Origin of the sequence: Paeniglutamicibacter psychrophenolicus, from assembly GCF_017876575.1 — a bacterium.
GTDB lineage: Bacteria > Actinomycetota > Actinomycetes > Actinomycetales > Micrococcaceae > Paeniglutamicibacter > Paeniglutamicibacter psychrophenolicus.
The window spans coordinates 2,276,626-2,293,779 of record NZ_JAGIOE010000001.1 but is presented as its reverse complement, the minus strand read 5'-3'; the positions used below and the strand labels follow the sequence as shown (position 1 = coordinate 2,293,779).

The window sequence follows — 17,154 nt, the reverse complement described above, 5'->3', positions numbered from 1 at the left end:
GCCGCAATTGCAGCGGACTAATTATTGCGGTTCTGACCTTTTTGATCTCTTGGGTCGCATTTGCATCGCCTGCGCACGCGCAGACAGGGTGCGTTGACTATACGAAGGTTGGAGGTCGTTACATGACCATCGAGGTCAAATGCCCACCGAAAAATGTTGAGGATTCCAGCAACTTCGCCCACATTCCCGGGAAATCAAAAACTGTTTCAAATGGCCCTAGACTTCGTTACGACGTGGAGTACTTCAGCGAATGCACCCCGGATCTCACACGAGCCCGGGCATGCAATGCCATCTCCGACCCAACCTGCCCGGATGGAGGCTATCGAATCGTACGGACCATTCGAGCGGTCAACGGTCCACGAGCTGGACAAGTAATTTCGGTAACGCAGTACTGCCAGGTGGAGCCCCCAACAACGATTCCGGGCGCGGAAGGCGACATCGCCAAGGTAAGCCTCAGCGACTTCCGGAAACTGCGGATCCTCGCTTCGAGCATCGTCAGCCAGCCCGAGAACTTCTCGCTGCGCAACGGGCACGCCCACATGTACGCCGAATCCAAACCCCAGGACTTCAACATCACCCTGTTCGACCAGGATGTGCGGGTGCGGGCGATCCCCGTGTCCTACCTCTGGAAGTACGGCGACGGAACCTCCCGGATCCTCTCATTCCCCGGCGGGCCCGTGGCCGAACGCGGCTTCGACGAACCCACCAGCACCAGCCACGTCTACCAGGACACCGGCGACTTCAGGGTCGGCCTGACCACCCGGTTCCGCGGGGAGTACTCGACCGAGGGCGGCCCGTGGACCCCGATCCCGGGCGTCGCCAACGTGCCCAGCGAGCAAATCACGATGAGCGTGTGGCGGACCAAGAAGATCCTGGTCGCCGAGAACTGCAATCGGAACCCCGACGCACCGGGCTGCGCGTCCCTGTTCGACAAGTAGCGCCAGAAGGGCTCCCCGGGTGGCCACACGGCGAACGAATCATCCGGTCATTCACACTTTAGTCATCCGTGCCAGCGCCATGTATAAACGGACATAGGCATACGTGGCTGCCGAGCGGACGCCCCGCGACCGGCCGACTATGGTGCCGCCCCAACACGAAGTGGTCGTCTCCGTCCCTGGCACGAAGTGCCGAGCGACCATGGACACCCCACCCAATCATTCGGCAATGGCGTTACGATGAGCGCGTGCAGGGCGGCGAAGATCGTTATGACCTAGAACTGCTATCAAAACAGTGACGCTCCAAATTTCACTTCATTCTTTAAAAAGAAGATTGGCGATCGTCGCATACCTTTCAATAGCCCCTGACGATGCGTAGTCGCGGATGAAGATGCCCCGGTGTTCTACCAATACAGGCAGAACACCGGGGCATCAGCTATCTTCATTGAGGTGCGGTCCCTACGGACCAACCAACCATCGCTTAAACCAAGCTACGGCCCTCGGCGCGGGCCTGCTTCCATTCACGGAAGAATGCGCGAGTGATCACGAAGAGGGTTCCTGCAACGATGACAGGCCAGATCAGGACATATACGGTCAACCAAAAGATTTCCATTGTTGTCTCCTGCTTCCTTTTCTCTACTTGCTTGTGGCTACGGGGTCGGTGTCGCGCTTGATCGTCTCGATGGGGTCGAAGTCACCAACGCGATCCTTGATCGTGCTGAAGTCGAAGTTCTGCTTCGAACGCACCGACATCGCGTAGCAGATAATGGTCGAAACTGCATAGGCCACCAGTGATCCGCTGAGCACCGCGTACTCGTGCAGTGCACCCATTGCGAAGGGCGCGGCAACGACGATGGCCACGATTCCCACAATGCGGGCTACCTTCAACCCGAAGAAGCCAAAGGTCATGAGGCCAAGGACGACGCCGACACCGACGATGCCGAGGACATCCACCGCATATCCGGTGAATCCCGACACCGAAATCCATTCGAAGCGCACCGGCAAGAACAACGCCAGCGCCGCAAGGGTCGAGATGGTGAAGGCCTTGTTGGTGACCTTCTTCCAGTAGAAGCTGGCGATAACCGGGAAGACCAACGCTCCCCAAAGTGCACCTACGAACACCAACAGGTCCAGGATATTCATTTGGCCACTGGCGAAGAAGAGACCCGCGGCAGTGGCAAGGATCATCGTGATGCGTCCAACCAGCAACATGGTTTTCGGCTTGACGTTCTTCTTGCCAACCGTCTGGCCGTAGAGGTCCGTCATGGCGATGGAGGAGAGCGCTGCCAAATCCGAGTCCGCCGTGGACGACAACGAGCCGAGGATCATGATGAAGAAGACGCACAGCAGGACGGGGCCGAGGTATGTGACCGCCATCTGCGGAATGAGGTTGTTCGTGTCCCCGTCCAACGGGGTGATGCCTGCGTACAGGGCGATGACGCCGAGCATGCCGAAACCGATCACCGTTGCCCCGTAGCCAATGGTGGCCGTGATAAAGGTGGGTTTGATCAGGTCCTCACGCACGGCAAAGAGCCGCTGGGCAATGGTCTGGTTGCCGATGGCATAGGCCAACACGGCCGCAATGTACGGGGCTCCCTGGTTCAGGAATGCCTCGGACGAGAAGAAGTTGGCCTGCTGCACCGTCAGGTTCGAGGCGCCGGTTTCAAAGAGTCCGGGTCCTCCGGCGGCGAAGAACACCACCGGGATGATGATGACCACTGCACCGAGCATCGCCACCACTTGAGCGAAGTCAGTCAACACCGAGGCCCGGAATCCCGACCACAGCGTATAAAGCAGAATGCCTGCGGCAACTGCGATGATGCCTTGGCGGAAGCTGAACGGCGAGAGCAGCGCGATCAGCGCGCCGCCTGCGATGAAGTTCGACGTGAGGGAAATGACGCTGCCCAGGATGTTGGAGCCTGCAAGCATGAGCTGGCTGGACCGTCCGTGACGGGCGTACATGACCTCTGCCAAGGTGTGTGCCTTTGGCGCAACCGCACGGATTCTCCGACCGAAGGGGTAGATGAATAGAATCATCAGGGCTCCCCAAAGGCCATAGTGAATCGGCCCGGAAATGCCATAGGTGTAGCCGGAGGTAGCCGAAGCATACATCGAAGCAGCCCAGATCCATGTCGCGGTCATGCTTGCCGCAGAGACACCGAAACCAATCTTGTTTCCGGCAGTCATATACCCATCGGCATTTTCTTTCTTTTTGCCAATAAACAGAGTCATCACGAATGTGCCTCCGTAAAAAAGCACCAACAGCCCCAGGACAACTGATCCCGCGAGAAGTTGATATTCTCCGCTTTGGAGATCCATATCTTTCCTCTCATTATAGGAATGCCGCCGGAAACAATTCCTATTACATGCGCGCTGGCCAATAAGGGCACAATTATGATCGATTTCGCGTACACGAAATCGAGTATGCATCCGGCGTGGACGCATTCAGAGCGCGCTAAGCCACCCGGTCAACAGGCCGGAAATCGGACTTCGGATATTGGTCGCGGGAGGTCATCCTCACCAACGCGACGCCGATTCATGTCCAATATGACGGCGAAATTCATGCCGTCGTGGTCGTGAGTTGCTACGTGAAACCTTGGAACAAAGCTCAACAAAAATATTTCATTCAGCGAAGCAACTGAACCGATACTAGCAGGAATGCCACGAGTCCGCTCGTGAGAGAAATAGCGATTCAGCAGAATCGCTGCTGAGGGCAGCCGACCGCTCGTTCCACCGATGCATTCAGAATCCAAGATTGATATTGGATAGCCATCTCAGTTACCAACTGACCATATCGTTTGATATTTATATTATAGATGCTTCTGGTTCGTGGCCAATCTGGCTCATCGACACCGCGAAGAATAGGCCTGACCGCAACCCGGAGTGCAGAGCAAGGGCTCGGATGCGGCACACAAAAAACCCCGCTGCCCGTTCTGGACGGGCAGCGGGGGTGTGCTGAAATGGTCGTTCAGGACAATTCGGGCATGCCCACCGGTGCTGTGCCCGTTCCTGCTTCAAGGATCCTCTGAAGCATCTCCACCGTGGTGGTGTTTTCGCCGAGCCTGTTCGGCTTGCCGGTGCCGTGGTAATCGGATGACCCGGTAACGATCAAGTCGTGTTCAGCGGCGATGGCACGCAAATACTCGCGCCCTTCTTCCGGGTTGTCACGGTGGTTGATTTCCAGGCCAAGCAATCCAGCCTCGATCATTTGCTCGAACGTTTCCTCACCGACCACCCGGCCCCTGGCGGAGGCCACTGGGTGGGCAAACACTGGCACGCCTCCCGCCTCGCGCACGAGCTTGACGGCGGTCACCGGGTCCATGGCGTAATGCCCGACGTAATAGCGCGAACGTGCGGTCAGCACTTGGGCGAAGGCCTCGGTGCGCGTCCTGACAACCCCTGCAGTCACCAATGCGTCGGCAATATGTGGTCGCCCAATGGTTGCCCCGGGAGCCGTGTGGCGGGCGATCATGTCCCAGTCCACCGGATAGTCTTCCGCGAGCAACTCCACCATGCGCCGGGCACGGGTGATGCGGGCGTCGCGGGCCTTGTCGATTTCCTCAACCAGCCCCGGATGCGAAGGATCGTGCAGGTAGGACAATAAATGGACGCTGATGCCGAGCTCGGTCTTGCAGGAGATCTCCATCCCCGGGACCATCCCGATGCCAAGCTCGAGAGCGGCTGCACCGGCTTCCTGCCACCCGGCGGTCTGGTCATGGTCGGTCAAGGCAACCACGTCAAGCCCGGCTGCCTTCGCCGAGGCAACCAAATCGGCGGGAGGCTCCGTCCCGTCGGAAACGTGTGAATGAGCATGAAGGTCGATCCGCATAGCTCTCAGGGTATCCCCTCCCTGACTGGCAACGGGCGCGGTCCCCCGGTGTTCTTCCCCGGACGAACACCTCCGGAAGCACCATGGGTCGATGCCGTGACTTAGACGTCCACTTGGGAGTCGCCTGATCGGGCCGATTGCAGGGGCCGCGCCAGCACCGGCACCACGCGCAGAGCCGGGTGCCTTGGCGTATGCGCCCGGGCTTTGAGACGATTGGTCAATGAGCACTGATGCAACCACCACCACCGGCAGCGACCAGCCCCTCGAAGAGCGCGTGAACAACCGTTCCCAGCGCCCCAACTCCGAGGCCTTCAAGGCATTCATGGCCTCCTCCTGGGCCCCCGACACCGCCGAACTTCCCGGCCAGGACGAAGTGGCACCGTACGCGGCCAAACGCCGCGCCGCGATCTCCGTCCGCTTCCCGGGTGAGCGCCTGGTCATTCCGGCCGGGCCGCACAAGGTCCGTTCCAACGACACCGACTACCGCTTCCGCCCGCACTCGGGCTTCGCCCACCTCACCGGGCTTGGCCTGGACCATGAACCCGACGCCGTCCTGGTCATGGAGCCGACCGCCGAGGGTTCCGGGGACGATGGTTCGAACCACGTTTCCACGCTCTTCTTCGCCCCGATGGCCGGACGCGATTCCGAGGAGTTCTATTCCAGCGCCCGCAGCGGCGAATTCTGGATCGGCCCGCGCCCGACGCTGGCCCTGTTGCAGGCGCGCCTGGGCCTGCCCACCGCAGACCTCACCGGCCTGGAGTTCGCCATCACCACCGATGCCGGAGTGGTGGAGTTCGGCGGCATGCGCATCCGCCTGCTGCGCGATGTAGATATGAACTGCGACGCCTTGGTCGACACTTCGCGCATCAACACCGGCGTCGACCTGGAGGCATCCGACGCATTGGACGGGGAGCTGACCGAGGCACTGTCCGAGATCCGCCTCGTCAAGGACGCCTGGGAAATCGGCGAGATGAAGAAGTCGGTGGCCGCCACGGTCAACGGCTTCCACGATGTGGTCAAGTCGCTGGACCGCGCCATGACCCACGAACGCGGCGAACGCGTGGTCGAGGGCGCCTTCTTCGCCCGTGCCCGCGAGGAGGGCAACGACCTGGGCTACGACACCATCGCCGCCTCGGGCAACAACGCCACGGTGCTGCACTGGATCAACAACAACGGCACCGTCAACGACGGTGACCTGCTGCTGCTGGACGCCGGCGTCGAGGCCGAATCGCTGTACACCGCCGATGTGACCCGCACCCTTCCGGTGAACGGCAGCTACACCGAGGTTCAGCGCAAGATCTACCAGGCGGTGCTCGACGCGGCGGATGCCGCCTTCGCCGTTGCCAAGCCCGGGTCCAAGTTCCGCGACCTGCACACCGCTGCGGTGACGGTGCTGGCGCAGAACCTCGACGCCTGGGGCCTGCTGCCGGTGTCGCTGGAGGAGGCGCTGTCCCCCGAGGGGCAGCAGCACCGCCGCTGGATGCCGCACGGAACCAGCCACCACCTGGGCCTGGACGTGCACGACTGCGCGCAGGCCAAGGCGGAGCTGTACCTGGACGGAATCCTGGAGGAAGGCATGGTCTTCACCATCGAGCCCGGCTTGTACTTCAAGAACGAGGACCTTGCCGTGCCGGAGGAGTACCGCGGCATCGGCGTGCGCATCGAGGACGACGTGCTGGTCACGGCCGACGGATGCGTGAACCTCTCCGCGGCGCTGCCCCGCACCCCGGCCGACGTCGAGGCCTGGATGGCGCAGGTCCGCAAGGGCTAGATTCGACTGCGGCCCGGCGGATGGCCCCGGGCATGGCAACGGCGGCCCCGCACCCTTTTGGGTGAAGGACCGCCGTTGTTGTTTCACGTTGTTGCCTGGGGCCGCCTGTGGCCTTGCGTCCCTCCGGTTCGCGTACCGGTTTGGCCGGGTCGCGGCCCAGCCGTTCTAGGAGTGCTTGCCGTGCTCCGCCTGGTCATGGGTCTCCGAGACCGAGCCGTCCGATGCCGGTGCATCGCCGTCACGGGGTGCTTCGGCTTCGGGCTTCGCTTCCGGTTCTGCGGCAGGCGCGGGGGCAGGCTCGGAGGCCGGCTCGGGTGCGGGGGCAGCGGCGGGCGGGTTGTCCTGGATCCGGATGCCGAACTGCGGGCGCCCGTCGGGCAGGTCCGAGTAGCTGCCCGTCGACGGGGCGGACGGGACCGTGGGTGCCTCCGGCTGGGCGGGTGCCGGGGCCTGGGCCGGAGGCTGGTGCTGGTGCTGGTGCGAGCCGTGGTTGGCGCCGACCCCGGCGTCTGCCGCCGTGCGGCTCATCGGCAGCTTGGCAGCCATCGCGCGTGCCGCATGAGCGTGGGAGAACGAGACCACCACGTCGTAGCTGGTTGCCAGCACCTGGGACTGCGAGGCGAAGTCGCGCTTGCCGCGCCTGAACGAGTAGCTCACCACGCCCACCAGCATCCAGATCGCCATGCCGATGCCCACCGAGGACAGGATCTGCGCCAGTGCGTTGGAGCCCGGACTGAAGATGGTCAGCACCAAACCGACGAACACGCCGAACATCGCGCCCTGTGCCGCACCCGCGGCGGCGACCTTCGGGTAACTGAGCTTGGCGGTGACCCGCTCCACCGACTTGAGGTCGTTGCCCACGATCGTGAGGTTGGCGACGGGGAAGTCGTTGTCGGCCAGGTAGTCGACCACCTTCTGGGCGTCCAGGTAGGTGTTGTAGCGCCCCAAAAGCTCGCCGCGCGGCAGGCCGAGCGAGTTCGGGTTGGACGGGGACGCACCAAGTGGGGAAGACATATATCCATTGTGCACGTTGCGCAGGCAGAAGACCGGGCTTGATCGCTGAAGGTGAAAGCGCAGGCGGCGCGCCGCGGGGTTTGGCGGCGTCGCGCTCAACACATCGACCAAACCGGGTCCGGGTGCAGCACAGGCAGTAGCCTAGAGAGCGTGAGCAGCAATTCAACGAAGGTCTTCATCGCACGCCTGCTGGGGCTGGACGTCTTTGACCCCCTGGGCGACCGCCTGGGGCGGCTGCGCGATGTCGTGGTCATCTCGCGCCTGGCCACCAAGCCCGCCCAATGCGTCGGCGTGGTCGTCGAGGTGCCCGGAAAGCGCCGGGTCTTCGTGCCGATGACCCGCATCCAGGCCATGGAGTCCGGGCAGATCATCTGCACCGGCCTGGTGAACATGCGCCGCTTCGTCCAGCGCGGCGCCGAGATCCTGGTCGCCGCCGAGCTCTTCGACCGGCGCGTGGTCTTCGAGGACGGCAGCGGCAACGCCGTGGTCGAGGACATCGGTCTGGCCCGCGAACGCAACGGGGACTGGATCATCTCCGACTACTTCGTGCGCCGCGGCGACCCGGCCTCCGGGCTGCTGGGGCTGCGAAGGGCGCGCGGCGAGCGGCTGCTGGTGCCCTGGGACGCGATCGTGCACACCGCGCTGCACGAACCGCAGGCCGCCAGCACCTACGTCGCCGCCCACGACGAGATGAAGCCTGCCGACTTCGCCGACGCGCTGCACGAGATGAACCTCAAGCGCCGCGTCGAGGTCGCCAGCGAGCTGCAGGACGAACGCCTGGCCGACGTGCTGCAGGAAATGCCCGACAACGAGCAGGTGCAGATCATCTCCGCCCTGGACATGGAACGCGCCGCGGACGTGCTGGAGGAAATGGACCCGGACGACGCCGCCGACCTGCTCTCCGAGCTCTCCGAGGACACCAAGCACGCACTGCTGGAGCTGATGGAGCCCGAGGACGCGCGCGACGTGCGCCGCCTGCTCGAATACGCCGAGGGCACCGCCGGGTCGATGATGACCCCGGTCCCGGTGATCCTCTCCCCCGAGGCCACCGTCGCCGAGGCCCTGGCCGCGGTGCGCCGCGAGGAACTGAGCCCCGCGCTGGCCTCCACCGTGTTCGTGACCCGTCCCCCGCTGGAGACCCCCACCGGCCGCTACCTGGGGGCGGTGCACATCCAGGCGCTGCTGCGCACCCCGCCGCCCGAGTCCCTGGGCAACATCCTGGACTCCGACGTCGAGCCCATCGACGACCTGGCGCAGGTCGCCGAGGTCGCCCGCACCCTGGCCAGCTACAACCTGACCTCGCTGGCCGTGGTGAACGACGACGGCCGGCTGGTCGGTGCGGTGACCGTCGATGACGTGCTGGACCACCTGCTGCCCGACGACTGGCGCACCCACGACGACCATCCCGACGGCGCCGCCGTGCACGTCCCGGACGCCGAGCCGTCCGGAACCCCGAAACCACCAGTGAACGGAGGGCCCCATGGCTGAGAACCGGCGAGTGTCGACCGGCCTCGACACCCCGATGACCGCGCGCGCCCGCTTCTTCCCGCGCTTCGCCCCGAACCCCGACAGGTTCGGCTCCAGCACCGAGAAGTTCGCACGTTTCATGGGCACCCCGCAGTTCCTCTTCTACATGACGATCTTCTGCGTGTTCTGGCTGATCTGGAACACCCTGGCACCCGAGGGCTGGCGCTTCGACTCCGCCGCGCTGGGCTTCACGGCGCTGACCCTGATGCTCTCGCTGCAGGCCTCCTATGCGGCCCCGCTGCTGCTGCTGGCCCAGAACCGGCAGGACGACCGCGACCGGGTCTCGCTGTCCGAGGACCGCGGCCGGGCCGAGCGCAACCTCTCCGACACCGAGTACCTCACCCGCGAGCTCGCCGCGCTGCGCATCGCCCTGCGCGACGTCGCCACCCGCGACTACGTCCGCTCCGAGCTGCGCTCGGCCCTGGAGGACCTGCTGGAAACCAGCGACGGCGAGGAACTGAACCTGCGCGCCCGAAACCCGCGGCGCCGCGACCGCACCTCCACCAACACCGGGCTGATCCCGCAGGTCCCCGCACCGCGCCGCGAACGGCGCACCCGAAGGAACGACACCCCATGAGCCTTGCACCCCGGCTCCTTGAAGCACTTGCAACCGTCCAGGACCCCGAACTGCGCCGCCCCATCACCGAGCTGGGCATGGTCGAATCGGCCGTCCTGGCCGATGGCACCGCGCACGTGAAGGTGCTGCTGACCATCGCCGCCTGCCCGATGCGCTCCACCATCGAGGCCGACGTCTCCGCCGCCCTGGCGGCCCTGCCCGAGGTCACCGAGGTGAAGCTGGAGCTGGGCGTGATGAGCCCGGCGCAGCGGGCCGAGCTGCGCGAATCGCTGAAAAGCCGCTCCATCCCGTTCTCCGATCCTTCCTCGCTGACCCGGGTCATCGGCATCGCCAGCGGCAAGGGCGGGGTCGGCAAGTCCTCGCTGACCGCCAACCTGGCCTGCGCGATGGCCGCCGACGGGCTGCGCGTGGGGCTCATCGACGCGGATGTGCACGGCTTCTCCATCCCCGGGCTGCTGGGCATCCCGAACGCCCAGCCCACCCGGGTGGACGAGATGATCCTGCCGCCGGTCGCCCACGGGGTCAAGGTCATCTCCATCGGCATGTTCGTCCCGGACAACAAGCCGGTGATCTGGCGCGGGCCGATGCTGCACCGGGCACTGGAGCAATTCCTCACCGATGTTCACTTCGGGGACCTGGACGTGCTGCTGCTGGATTTGCCCCCGGGCACCGGGGACATCGCGATCTCCGTCTCCCAGCTGCTCCCCGGCTCCGAGCTGGTGGTGGTCACCACCCCGCAGGCCGCAGCCGCCCAGGTCGCCGAGCGCGCCGGGTCCATTGCGGTGCAGACCGGGCAGAAGGTTGTCGGCGTCATCGAGAACATGAGTTGGCTGGTGTTGCCCGACGGGTCCACCATGGAGGTCTTCGGCGCCGGGGGCGGGGCGGAGCTGGCCAAGCGTCTGGAGCTGGTGCTGGGCACCGAGGTTCCGCTGCTGGGACAGGTCCCGCTGGATCCGATGCTGCGGGCCGGGGGCGATGCGGGGGTGCCCCTGGTGCTCTCGCACCCCGAGTCGCCGGCAGCTGCGCAGATCCTTGCCATGTCACGGGCCCTCACCCGCCGCCCACGCGGCCTGGCGGGCCTGAAACTGGGCGTCACCCCGGTCTAGGCACACCGACGCTCCCACCCGGCGCCTGCGCGGGGTGGCCAGGCGGGCACCTACCCGGCGGGCAGAACGAAGGCGGCATCCAGTGGATGCCGCCTTCCTTGTTCAAGTTCCTTGTCCGGAACCCCGATGCGGGAGGCCAGCTCCTGGGCCTGGGGCCGTGGGTTCAGGTCGCTTCGTTGTCGAAGGGCGCCGGTTCGTGCGGGGCCAGCGGAGCGCTCCGGGCGATCGCCACCGGACGCTGCTCGATGGCAGGGGTTTCCTTCACCGCGGACACAGCATCCTCGAAGTCCTCGAGCAGCGCGTCCTTGATGATCTTCCGCGGGTCGTATTGGCGCGGGTCGAGCTTGCGCCAGTCCATGTCGGCGATGTCGTCGCCGACTTCCTCGCGCAGCTGTTCCTTGGCGCCGGTGGCCATCCGGCGCAGCTCCTTGACCAGGCGCGCCAGCTGGGCAGCGTATTCCGGGAGCTTTTCGGGTCCCAAGATAACCACGGCCAACACCGCAAGCACGAGCAGTTCACTGCCATTGATTCCCAAAAACACCTTTGTAGACTACCTGCTTTCGAGCGGCGGTGAGGCCATTTGCTATTGGAAGTCCAAAACCATGAGGCGGGAAAAGCCCCGCAGCAGGCGTTGGGAGAAATTCTCGGCCGCCGGGTCCAGGGACACGATGCGCGTGTGCTCCCCCACGACCAGCCGCTGCAGGATCCCTTCCACGTCTGACTTGGAAAGGTTCGTGGTGACCTTGTACTTGACGTCTTCCATGTTCAACGTGGCGGTTCCATCAGCATACGTGACCGCGGCAGCGGCCTTGGCGCCCAGGCGGTGCCCCAGCTCGGTGAGCATGCCCGAGGTCGGGTCGGTGGTGGCCCCGGCCGCCACCGACTTCTGCAGCAATGCGGCCGGGCTGCCGGAAAGGGCACGGGTCTCGGCCACCTGCACGGTGTGCTGGCTGTCGCTCAGCACCAGGGTCACGGTCGCCTCGCCCTTGCTGATTGCCCCGGTGGCGGAGGTGAGGGTGAACCCCGCGGCTTCGATCACCGGGCAGGTCCAGCCGGCCTGGCGCAATTGGTTGATGGCTTCGGCATCCAGGTTGCGGGCCGAGGTGCTGAAGGATTCGGCCGGATCATGCTCCGGTGCGCCCTGGGCGGCCGGTGCGCCGAGGAACCATGACATCGCGGCGATCGTGCCCACCAGGGCGAAGACCATCAGCAACACGGCCATGGGCACGAAGGAGCCGGCACGGCGGGATCCGGCCTCGCGTTCACGCGGCAGCGAGTAGTGGGTGCCCAGCAGGGTTTGGGCGTTCAACGGGCTCAGCGGACGGGGCACCAACGCGGGCCCGCGCGATCCGGCGCGCCGGGCATGTCCCAGCGCCGCCGAACACTGCGCGCAATGCCGCACGTGCCGTTCCAATGCCTGCGCGCGGCGCCCGTCCAGGGAACCGGCGACGTATTCACCCATCCAACGTTCGTAACGATGCATGCCCTAGCGCACTCCCGGGATCGTCCGCCGAATCTTGGGCAACGTCATCGTTGCAGGCTGCCTGGCGGCGGGGTTGCGGTGGGCCAGCTTCTCGCGGAGCATTCCCCGCCCGCGGTGGATGCGAGAACGAACCGTGCCAAGCTTCACGTTCAGCGCCTCGGAGACCTCTTCGTAGGACAGGCCCTCCAGATCGCACAGGACCACGGCCGCCCGGAATTCGGGGCCCAGCGCTTCGAGCGCCGCCTGCACGTCGACATCCAGGTTGTTGTATTCAAAACTGCGTTCCGGGCCCGGTGCGGTCCCGGGGATCTTGGCTTCCGCGTCCTCGGCCAGTCCGTCAAAGCGGATCCGGGACTTGCGGCGGGCCTGGTCCAGGAACAGGTTCGTGGTGATGCGGTGGAGCCAGCCGCCGATGGTGCCGGGGGTGAAGGTGTGCAGGGAGCGGAAGACCCTGACAAAGGTCTCCTGGGCCAGGTCCTCGGCGTCCTGCCGGTTGCCGGTCAGCCGGTAGGCCAGGCGGTATACCCGCGGCGAATGGTCCCTGACGATTTCGTCCCAGCTGGGCACCGTGTGCTCCGCAGGCTCATCAAGGGAGCGTACGTCGCTGGTCACGGACAGATTCGATGCGTTCACGACAACAAGTCTCGCGCAGGCTCCTGAGCAGAAGCTGAAAGCGGCCTGTGCCCCCACTTTGGTTTGGCGTCCCCGGCAGGGTCACCCACACGGGGATAACCGCACGGGGATAAGATGGGCGCGGGGCTTTCCCTCCGACGCGATCGGTTCCGCTGCCGGTCGCCGGGCGAGCCGCCCGCTCATCTAACACTCTTGCACCGCAAAGGATTTGCTGCACAACCATGAACCTGGACATCTTTAGCAGCTGGACATACGCACAGGCCCAGGCCCAGGAGGATGCGGTGCTCGAGCGGGCCCGCGAACGCGGGCGCGAGCTGGGGGTCGAATCGGTGGGTTCGGCCACCGCCGGTTTTCTCACGGTCCTGGCCGCCGTCTCAGGGGCCCGGAACATCGTGGAAATCGGGACGGGAGTCGGCGTGTCGGGCACCAGCCTGCTGCGCGGCGCGGGAAAGCAGTCCGCATTGACCACCATCGACATCGATGTCGACCACCTGGCCGCGGCCCGCGAGGCATTCCATGACGCGGGAATCGACGGTTCGCGCACCCGCGCCATTTCCGGCCGGGCCCAGGCCGTGCTGCCCAGGCTCACCGACGGCGCCTACGACCTGGTGTTCATCGATGCAGACAAGACGCATCTGCTCGAGTACGTCACCCAGGCCATTCGCCTGGTCAAGACCGGCGGGATGGTCATCATGCACGACGCCTTCGACCAGCATCGCGTCCCCAAGCCGGCCGTGCGCCAGCCCAGCACCGTGGCCACGCGCAATGCGACCCGCATGCTGCGTGAGGATGAACGATTCGTCTCCACGCTGGTCCCCACGGGACTGGGCCTGCAGATCGCGGCCCGCGTGGGCTAGCTTGACCCCTGCGGCCTGAAACACCACCGGGGTTCCATCATCGCCAGGCTGCGTCCGGCCCATGACACACCGCGGGGCGGGCACCGGGCCTCTCTGGCCAAGTCCCGCCCCGCGGCATTTCGACACCGAGTACTACTCGGTGGCACCTACCAAGCATTCGCGCAGCTCGGCGGCCTCGTCGGCATTCAGCTCGACAACCAGACGTCCGCCACCGTCAATCGGTACGCGCATGATCAGGCTACGGCCTTCCTTTGTGACTTCCATCGGACCATCCCCGGTACGTGGTTTCATCGCAGCCATTAGCGCTGTTCCCTTTCATTTGAGGTAAAGGGTTTTTAGGTCCTTCACCCAGTGGTGAGTTAATCGGCGAATCATGACGTTAGTGATCCGCTTTCAACTTGCTACGTCCTATTATTCCGAAGAATGGCTCGTGTTGCTAATCACAGGGTCTTTTCCGTGTGCCGCGATGACCTCATGCAACCTGCCAATCTCGGCCGAAAGCGCATCGAGGACCTCGTCGACTTGGTCGCAGCGGTACCCACGCAGACCCAGCGAGAAATTCACCGAGTCGACGTCCTCGGCGCTTGGGCGCGCGGGAAGGAGCACCGGAGGCAAGCTGGCAACGGGCTCCACCAGCCCCTGGAGCGGACCACGAATCGGTTCGAAACGGCGTCCGTCCTGGCTGGTGCGGCTGCGTTTGGTACCAACTCCGAGGCACACCCCGGCACCGAGTATTACGATGGCGACCACCAGCAACATGTACACCAACTTGGACTCCTTCGGTGCGGGGAATGAATCTGTCGGGTTTTATTCGGCAGCGATAAACCCATTGGGGCGGGCGGAATTGACCACGATATCCACTGCTTCTTCGATATCGTCGGTGATGTGGATCAAGTCAATGTCCGAAACCGATATTGCGCCCTCTTCGGCAACGGTGTTTCTCAGCCATTCAAGAAGCGGACCCCAATAGGAGGTGCCCACCAAAACAATCGGGAATCCCGTGACCTTTTCCGTTTGGACCAGGGTCAGCGCCTCGAAGAGTTCGTCCAACGTTCCGTAGCCGCCGGGCAGGACGATGAATCCTTGCGAGTACTTGACGAACATCGTCTTTCTGGCAAAGAAATACCGGAAATTGATTCCAAGGTCCACCCACTCGTTGAGACCTGTTTCAAAGGGGAGCTCGATGCCCAATCCGACGGAGATCCCACCGGCAGCCACGGCGCCCTTGTTCGCGGCTTCCATGGCCCCGGGTCCGCCGCCGGTGATCACTGCAACCCCGGCGGCAGCAATGAGTTCACCGATCTTCTCGGCCTGGATGTACCGTTCGGATCCACGCGGCGTGCGGGCTGAACCGAACACGCTGATGGCCGGCCCCAACCCGGCAAGCGCGCCGAACCCCTCAACGAATTCGCTCTGGATGCGCAGCACCCGCCAAGGGTCGGAATGGGTGAAATCCTGGTTTTCGCGGGTATCAAGCAAGTAGGCGTCGGATTGCTCGGTTTTCGCCTGTGCCCGGCGCAGGACAACCGAGCCCTTCCTGCGTGCGGGATCCGGAAGGGAATCGAAGTTCTTGGATTGCGAATTCTGGCGTTGCATGCCCTCCACTGTATCGGCAATACCCGGTCCCACTGGCCGCGTCACGGCGCGTTTAGGCAAAGATTTGGCATCGACTGGCCAAAATGTCGCCGTGAAGCGCGTCACTTCGGATAGGGTTCATGTCATGAGCACCGATTCCCACTCGAATAGCGCTAAGTCGGACCTGACTCCTATCGTCAGGCTATCCGCAGTGAACAAGCACTATGGCCAACTCCATGTTCTGCAGAACATCAACCTTGAAGTCACCAAGGGTGAGGTCGTCGTGGTTCTGGGCCCCTCGGGCTCGGGCAAATCGACCCTATGCCGCACCATCAACCGCCTGGAAACCATCGACACCGGAACCATTGAGATCGATGGAAAGGTGTTGCCCGAAGAAGGGAAAATGCTGGCCAAACTCCGTGCCGATGTCGGCATGGTTTTCCAGTCGTTTAACCTTTTTGCACACAAAACGATTTTGGAAAACGTTACCCTCGGCCCGATCAAGGCCAAGGGGATGAAGAAGTCCGAAGCCGACAAGCTCGCCCTCGCTCTCCTGGAGCGGGTTGGTGTTGCCAACCAGAAGGACAAGCTTCCGGCGCAGCTCTCCGGCGGCCAGCAGCAACGCGTTGCCATTGCCCGCGCCCTGGCCATGCGTCCGAAGGTCATGCTCTTTGACGAGCCGACCTCCGCATTGGACCCGGAAATGATCAACGAGGTACTCGACACCATGGTCGGCCTGGCCAAGGAAGGCATGACCATGATCGTGGTGACCCACGAGATGGGATTCGCCCGCAAGGCCGCCGACCGCGTGATCTTCATGGCCGATGGCCAGATTGTTGAAGAAGCCACGCCCGACCAGTTCTTTACGAACCCCCAGAGTGCCCGCGCCAAGGACTTCCTTGGCAAGCTCATCACGAACTAGGGCCACCCACGGACATTTCGTGCTCGATGGATGAGAAACTCGCTCTCATCCTTGACCAAACAAGGAGAAACGATGCGTAAGTCTCGCATTTCAGCAATTGCAGCAATGGCCGCGGCCGCGGCGTTGGCCCTGACCGGCTGCGGCGGTTCCGGCGGAGACACCGGCGGCGGCGACACTGTCAAGATCGGCATCAAGTTCGACCAGCCGGGCCTCGGGTTCAAGGACGGCGACAAGTACACCGGCTTCGACGTTGATGTCGCCAAGTACGTCGCCAACGAACTTGGCTTCAAGGAAGACAAGATCGAATGGATCTCCGCACCGTCGGCGAACCGCGAAACCCTGCTGGAGACCAAGCAGGTCGACATGATCTTCGCAACCTACTCGATCACCGATGCCCGCAAGGAGCGAGTGGCATTCGCCGGCCCGTACTTCGTTGCAGGCCAGGACCTGCTGGTCCGCCAGGACGACACGTCCATCACCGGCCCGGACACCCTGAAGGGCAAGAAGCTTTGCTCGGTGACCGGTTCGACCTCGGCAAAGAAGGTCTCCGATTCCTACCCCGGTGTCGCCCTCGTTGAGCAGGGCGGCTACGCCGACTGCCTCGGCCTGCTGGAGACCGGCGGCATCGACGCCGTCACCACCGATGACATCATCCTCGCCGGCCTTGCAGCAACCCCCGCAAACAAGGGCAAGTTCAAGGTCGTGGGCAACACCTTCTCCGAGGAGAAGTACGGTGTTGGCCTGAACAAGGAAGCCACCACCTGCGCCGACATCAACAAGGCCATCGAGAAGATGGTCAGCTCCGGCGAGTGGGAGAAGTCGCTCAAGGCCAACACGGAGGGCACCGGCTACACCCCGAATGCCAAGCTGAACCCTCCGACGCCCGAGCCCTGCGCTTAGTCGTTGACCGTTTCTTCATCGGACC

Annotated in this window: 18 protein-coding genes; 8 read left to right on the top strand and 10 right to left on the bottom strand. The window is 64.0% G+C overall.

All coding sequences use genetic code 11. The features are described 5' to 3' along the window. Positions 1–398 precede the first annotated feature (398 nt). Positions 399–938 carry a hypothetical protein gene (locus tag JOF46_RS10420; RefSeq protein ID WP_209907228.1) on the top strand — a complete coding sequence of 180 codons (540 nt, stop codon included), beginning with the start codon at positions 399–401 and terminating at the stop codon, positions 936–938. A 478-nt stretch (positions 939–1,416) separates the two neighbouring features. Here JOF46_RS10420 and JOF46_RS10415 read toward each other — a convergent pair whose 3' ends face one another. The 3 genes from JOF46_RS10415 to JOF46_RS10405 form a co-directional block, all read right to left on the bottom strand. After that, complete coding sequence (locus JOF46_RS10415; RefSeq protein WP_209907227.1) at positions 1,417–1,548, bottom strand: putative transporter small subunit; 132 nt, start codon at positions 1,546–1,548, stop codon at positions 1,417–1,419. 23 nt (positions 1,549–1,571) lie between these two features. Then, positions 1,572–3,254, bottom strand: a complete 1,683-nt coding sequence (locus tag JOF46_RS10410; RefSeq protein ID WP_209907226.1) for a sodium:solute symporter family protein — start codon at positions 3,252–3,254, stop codon at positions 1,572–1,574. A 649-nt stretch (positions 3,255–3,903) separates the two neighbouring features. Continuing rightward, complete coding sequence (locus tag JOF46_RS10405) at positions 3,904–4,764, bottom strand: PHP domain-containing protein (RefSeq protein WP_209907225.1); 861 nt, start codon at positions 4,762–4,764, stop codon at positions 3,904–3,906. A gap of 220 nt (positions 4,765–4,984) precedes the next feature. On the opposite strand from JOF46_RS10405, the gene JOF46_RS10400 reads away from it, so the two are divergent. Further along, positions 4,985–6,535 (top strand): aminopeptidase P family protein, encoded by a 1,551-nt coding sequence (locus JOF46_RS10400; protein WP_209907224.1) that lies wholly within the window; start codon positions 4,985–4,987, stop codon positions 6,533–6,535. 165 nt (positions 6,536–6,700) lie between these two features. On the opposite strand, the gene JOF46_RS10395 is transcribed toward JOF46_RS10400, so the two are convergent. Then, on the bottom strand, positions 6,701–7,549 hold the full coding sequence (locus tag JOF46_RS10395; RefSeq protein ID WP_209907223.1) for a YflT domain-containing protein: 849 nt from the start codon (positions 7,547–7,549) through the stop codon (positions 6,701–6,703). A gap of 150 nt (positions 7,550–7,699) precedes the next feature. Between JOF46_RS10395 and JOF46_RS10390 the strand changes: the two genes are divergently transcribed. From JOF46_RS10390 to JOF46_RS10380, 3 genes are read left to right on the top strand one after another with little or no spacing between them, the layout of a single operon-like run. Further along, positions 7,700–9,037 (top strand): magnesium transporter MgtE N-terminal domain-containing protein, encoded by a 1,338-nt coding sequence (locus JOF46_RS10390; protein WP_342592417.1) that lies wholly within the window; start codon positions 7,700–7,702, stop codon positions 9,035–9,037. After that, on the top strand, positions 9,030–9,653 hold the full coding sequence (locus JOF46_RS10385; protein ID WP_209907222.1) for a DUF1003 domain-containing protein: 624 nt from the start codon (positions 9,030–9,032) through the stop codon (positions 9,651–9,653). The genes JOF46_RS10390 and JOF46_RS10385 overlap by 8 nt, the downstream gene beginning before the upstream one ends. Then, complete coding sequence (locus JOF46_RS10380) at positions 9,650–10,759, top strand: Mrp/NBP35 family ATP-binding protein (protein WP_209907221.1); 1,110 nt, start codon at positions 9,650–9,652, stop codon at positions 10,757–10,759. Before JOF46_RS10385 ends, JOF46_RS10380 begins: the two co-directional genes overlap by 4 nt. A gap of 163 nt (positions 10,760–10,922) precedes the next feature. On the opposite strand, the gene JOF46_RS10375 is transcribed toward JOF46_RS10380, so the two are convergent. The 3 genes from JOF46_RS10375 to sigE are packed head-to-tail and all read right to left on the bottom strand — an operon-like array spanning position 10,923 to position 12,875. Then, on the bottom strand, positions 10,923–11,300 hold the full coding sequence (locus JOF46_RS10375; RefSeq protein ID WP_209907220.1) for a sec-independent translocase: 378 nt from the start codon (positions 11,298–11,300) through the stop codon (positions 10,923–10,925). 42 nt (positions 11,301–11,342) lie between these two features. After that, a complete protein-coding gene (locus JOF46_RS10370) occupies positions 11,343–12,242 on the bottom strand; it encodes a zf-HC2 domain-containing protein (protein WP_209907219.1) in 900 nt (299 codons plus the stop codon). A gap of 3 nt (positions 12,243–12,245) precedes the next feature. Continuing rightward, entirely contained in the window at positions 12,246–12,875 is a 630-nt protein-coding gene (gene sigE / locus JOF46_RS10365; RefSeq protein ID WP_425355049.1) for an RNA polymerase sigma factor SigE, read from the bottom strand. Positions 12,876–13,096: 221 nt separating this feature from the next. Between sigE and JOF46_RS10360 the strand changes: the two genes are divergently transcribed. Next, entirely contained in the window at positions 13,097–13,732 is a 636-nt protein-coding gene (locus JOF46_RS10360) for an O-methyltransferase (protein ID WP_209907218.1), read from the top strand. 132 nt (positions 13,733–13,864) lie between these two features. Here the strand turns inward: JOF46_RS10360 and JOF46_RS10355 are convergent, their stop codons facing one another. The 3 genes from JOF46_RS10355 to JOF46_RS10345 all read right to left on the bottom strand — a co-directional run bounded on the left by JOF46_RS10355 (position 13,865) and on the right by JOF46_RS10345 (position 15,328). After that, a complete protein-coding gene (locus JOF46_RS10355; protein WP_007269948.1) occupies positions 13,865–14,032 on the bottom strand; it encodes a DUF3117 domain-containing protein in 168 nt (55 codons plus the stop codon). Between the two features lie 111 nt (positions 14,033–14,143). Further along, entirely contained in the window at positions 14,144–14,491 is a 348-nt protein-coding gene (locus JOF46_RS10350; protein ID WP_209911810.1) for a DivIVA domain-containing protein, read from the bottom strand. A gap of 48 nt (positions 14,492–14,539) precedes the next feature. Then, positions 14,540–15,328 carry an LOG family protein gene (locus tag JOF46_RS10345; protein ID WP_209911809.1) on the bottom strand — a complete coding sequence of 263 codons (789 nt, stop codon included), beginning with the start codon at positions 15,326–15,328 and terminating at the stop codon, positions 14,540–14,542. Positions 15,329–15,452: 124 nt separating this feature from the next. Between JOF46_RS10345 and JOF46_RS10340 the strand changes: the two genes are divergently transcribed. Then, positions 15,453–16,229 carry an amino acid ABC transporter ATP-binding protein gene (locus JOF46_RS10340; RefSeq protein WP_245348080.1) on the top strand — a complete coding sequence of 259 codons (777 nt, stop codon included), beginning with the start codon at positions 15,453–15,455 and terminating at the stop codon, positions 16,227–16,229. A 72-nt stretch (positions 16,230–16,301) separates the two neighbouring features. Beyond that, positions 16,302–17,129, top strand: a complete 828-nt coding sequence (locus JOF46_RS10335) for a glutamate ABC transporter substrate-binding protein (protein ID WP_209907217.1) — start codon at positions 16,302–16,304, stop codon at positions 17,127–17,129. The last annotated feature ends 25 nt before the right edge of the window (positions 17,130–17,154 follow it).

What these genes read in the sequence shown, in the direction of transcription:
- JOF46_RS10370 (WP_209907219.1), bottom strand. Translation starts at nt 12,242, where the DNA reads ATGCATCGTTACGAACGTTGGATGGGTGAATACGTCGCCGGTTCCCTG.
- JOF46_RS10360 (WP_209907218.1), top strand. Translation starts at nt 13,097, where the DNA reads ATGAACCTGGACATCTTTAGCAGCTGGACATACGCACAGGCCCAGGCC.
- JOF46_RS10335 (WP_209907217.1), top strand. Translation starts at nt 16,302, where the DNA reads ATGCGTAAGTCTCGCATTTCAGCAATTGCAGCAATGGCCGCGGCCGCG.
- JOF46_RS10340 (WP_245348080.1), top strand. Translation starts at nt 15,453, where the DNA reads ATGAGCACCGATTCCCACTCGAATAGCGCTAAGTCGGACCTGACTCCT.
- JOF46_RS10415 (WP_209907227.1), bottom strand. Translation starts at nt 1,548, where the DNA reads ATGGAAATCTTTTGGTTGACCGTATATGTCCTGATCTGGCCTGTCATC.
- JOF46_RS10350 (WP_209911810.1), bottom strand. Translation starts at nt 14,491, where the DNA reads ATGTTGCTGGTGGTCGCCATCGTAATACTCGGTGCCGGGGTGTGCCTC.
- JOF46_RS10405 (WP_209907225.1), bottom strand. Translation starts at nt 4,764, where the DNA reads ATGCGGATCGACCTTCATGCTCATTCACACGTTTCCGACGGGACGGAG.
- JOF46_RS10380 (WP_209907221.1), top strand. Translation starts at nt 9,650, where the DNA reads ATGAGCCTTGCACCCCGGCTCCTTGAAGCACTTGCAACCGTCCAGGAC.
- JOF46_RS10410 (WP_209907226.1), bottom strand. Translation starts at nt 3,254, where the DNA reads ATGGATCTCCAAAGCGGAGAATATCAACTTCTCGCGGGATCAGTTGTC.
- JOF46_RS10345 (WP_209911809.1), bottom strand. Translation starts at nt 15,328, where the DNA reads ATGCAACGCCAGAATTCGCAATCCAAGAACTTCGATTCCCTTCCGGAT.
- JOF46_RS10395 (WP_209907223.1), bottom strand. Translation starts at nt 7,549, where the DNA reads ATGTCTTCCCCACTTGGTGCGTCCCCGTCCAACCCGAACTCGCTCGGC.
- JOF46_RS10355 (WP_007269948.1), bottom strand. Translation starts at nt 14,032, where the DNA reads ATGGCTGCGATGAAACCACGTACCGGGGATGGTCCGATGGAAGTCACA.
- JOF46_RS10385 (WP_209907222.1), top strand. Translation starts at nt 9,030, where the DNA reads ATGGCTGAGAACCGGCGAGTGTCGACCGGCCTCGACACCCCGATGACC.
- JOF46_RS10400 (WP_209907224.1), top strand. Translation starts at nt 4,985, where the DNA reads ATGAGCACTGATGCAACCACCACCACCGGCAGCGACCAGCCCCTCGAA.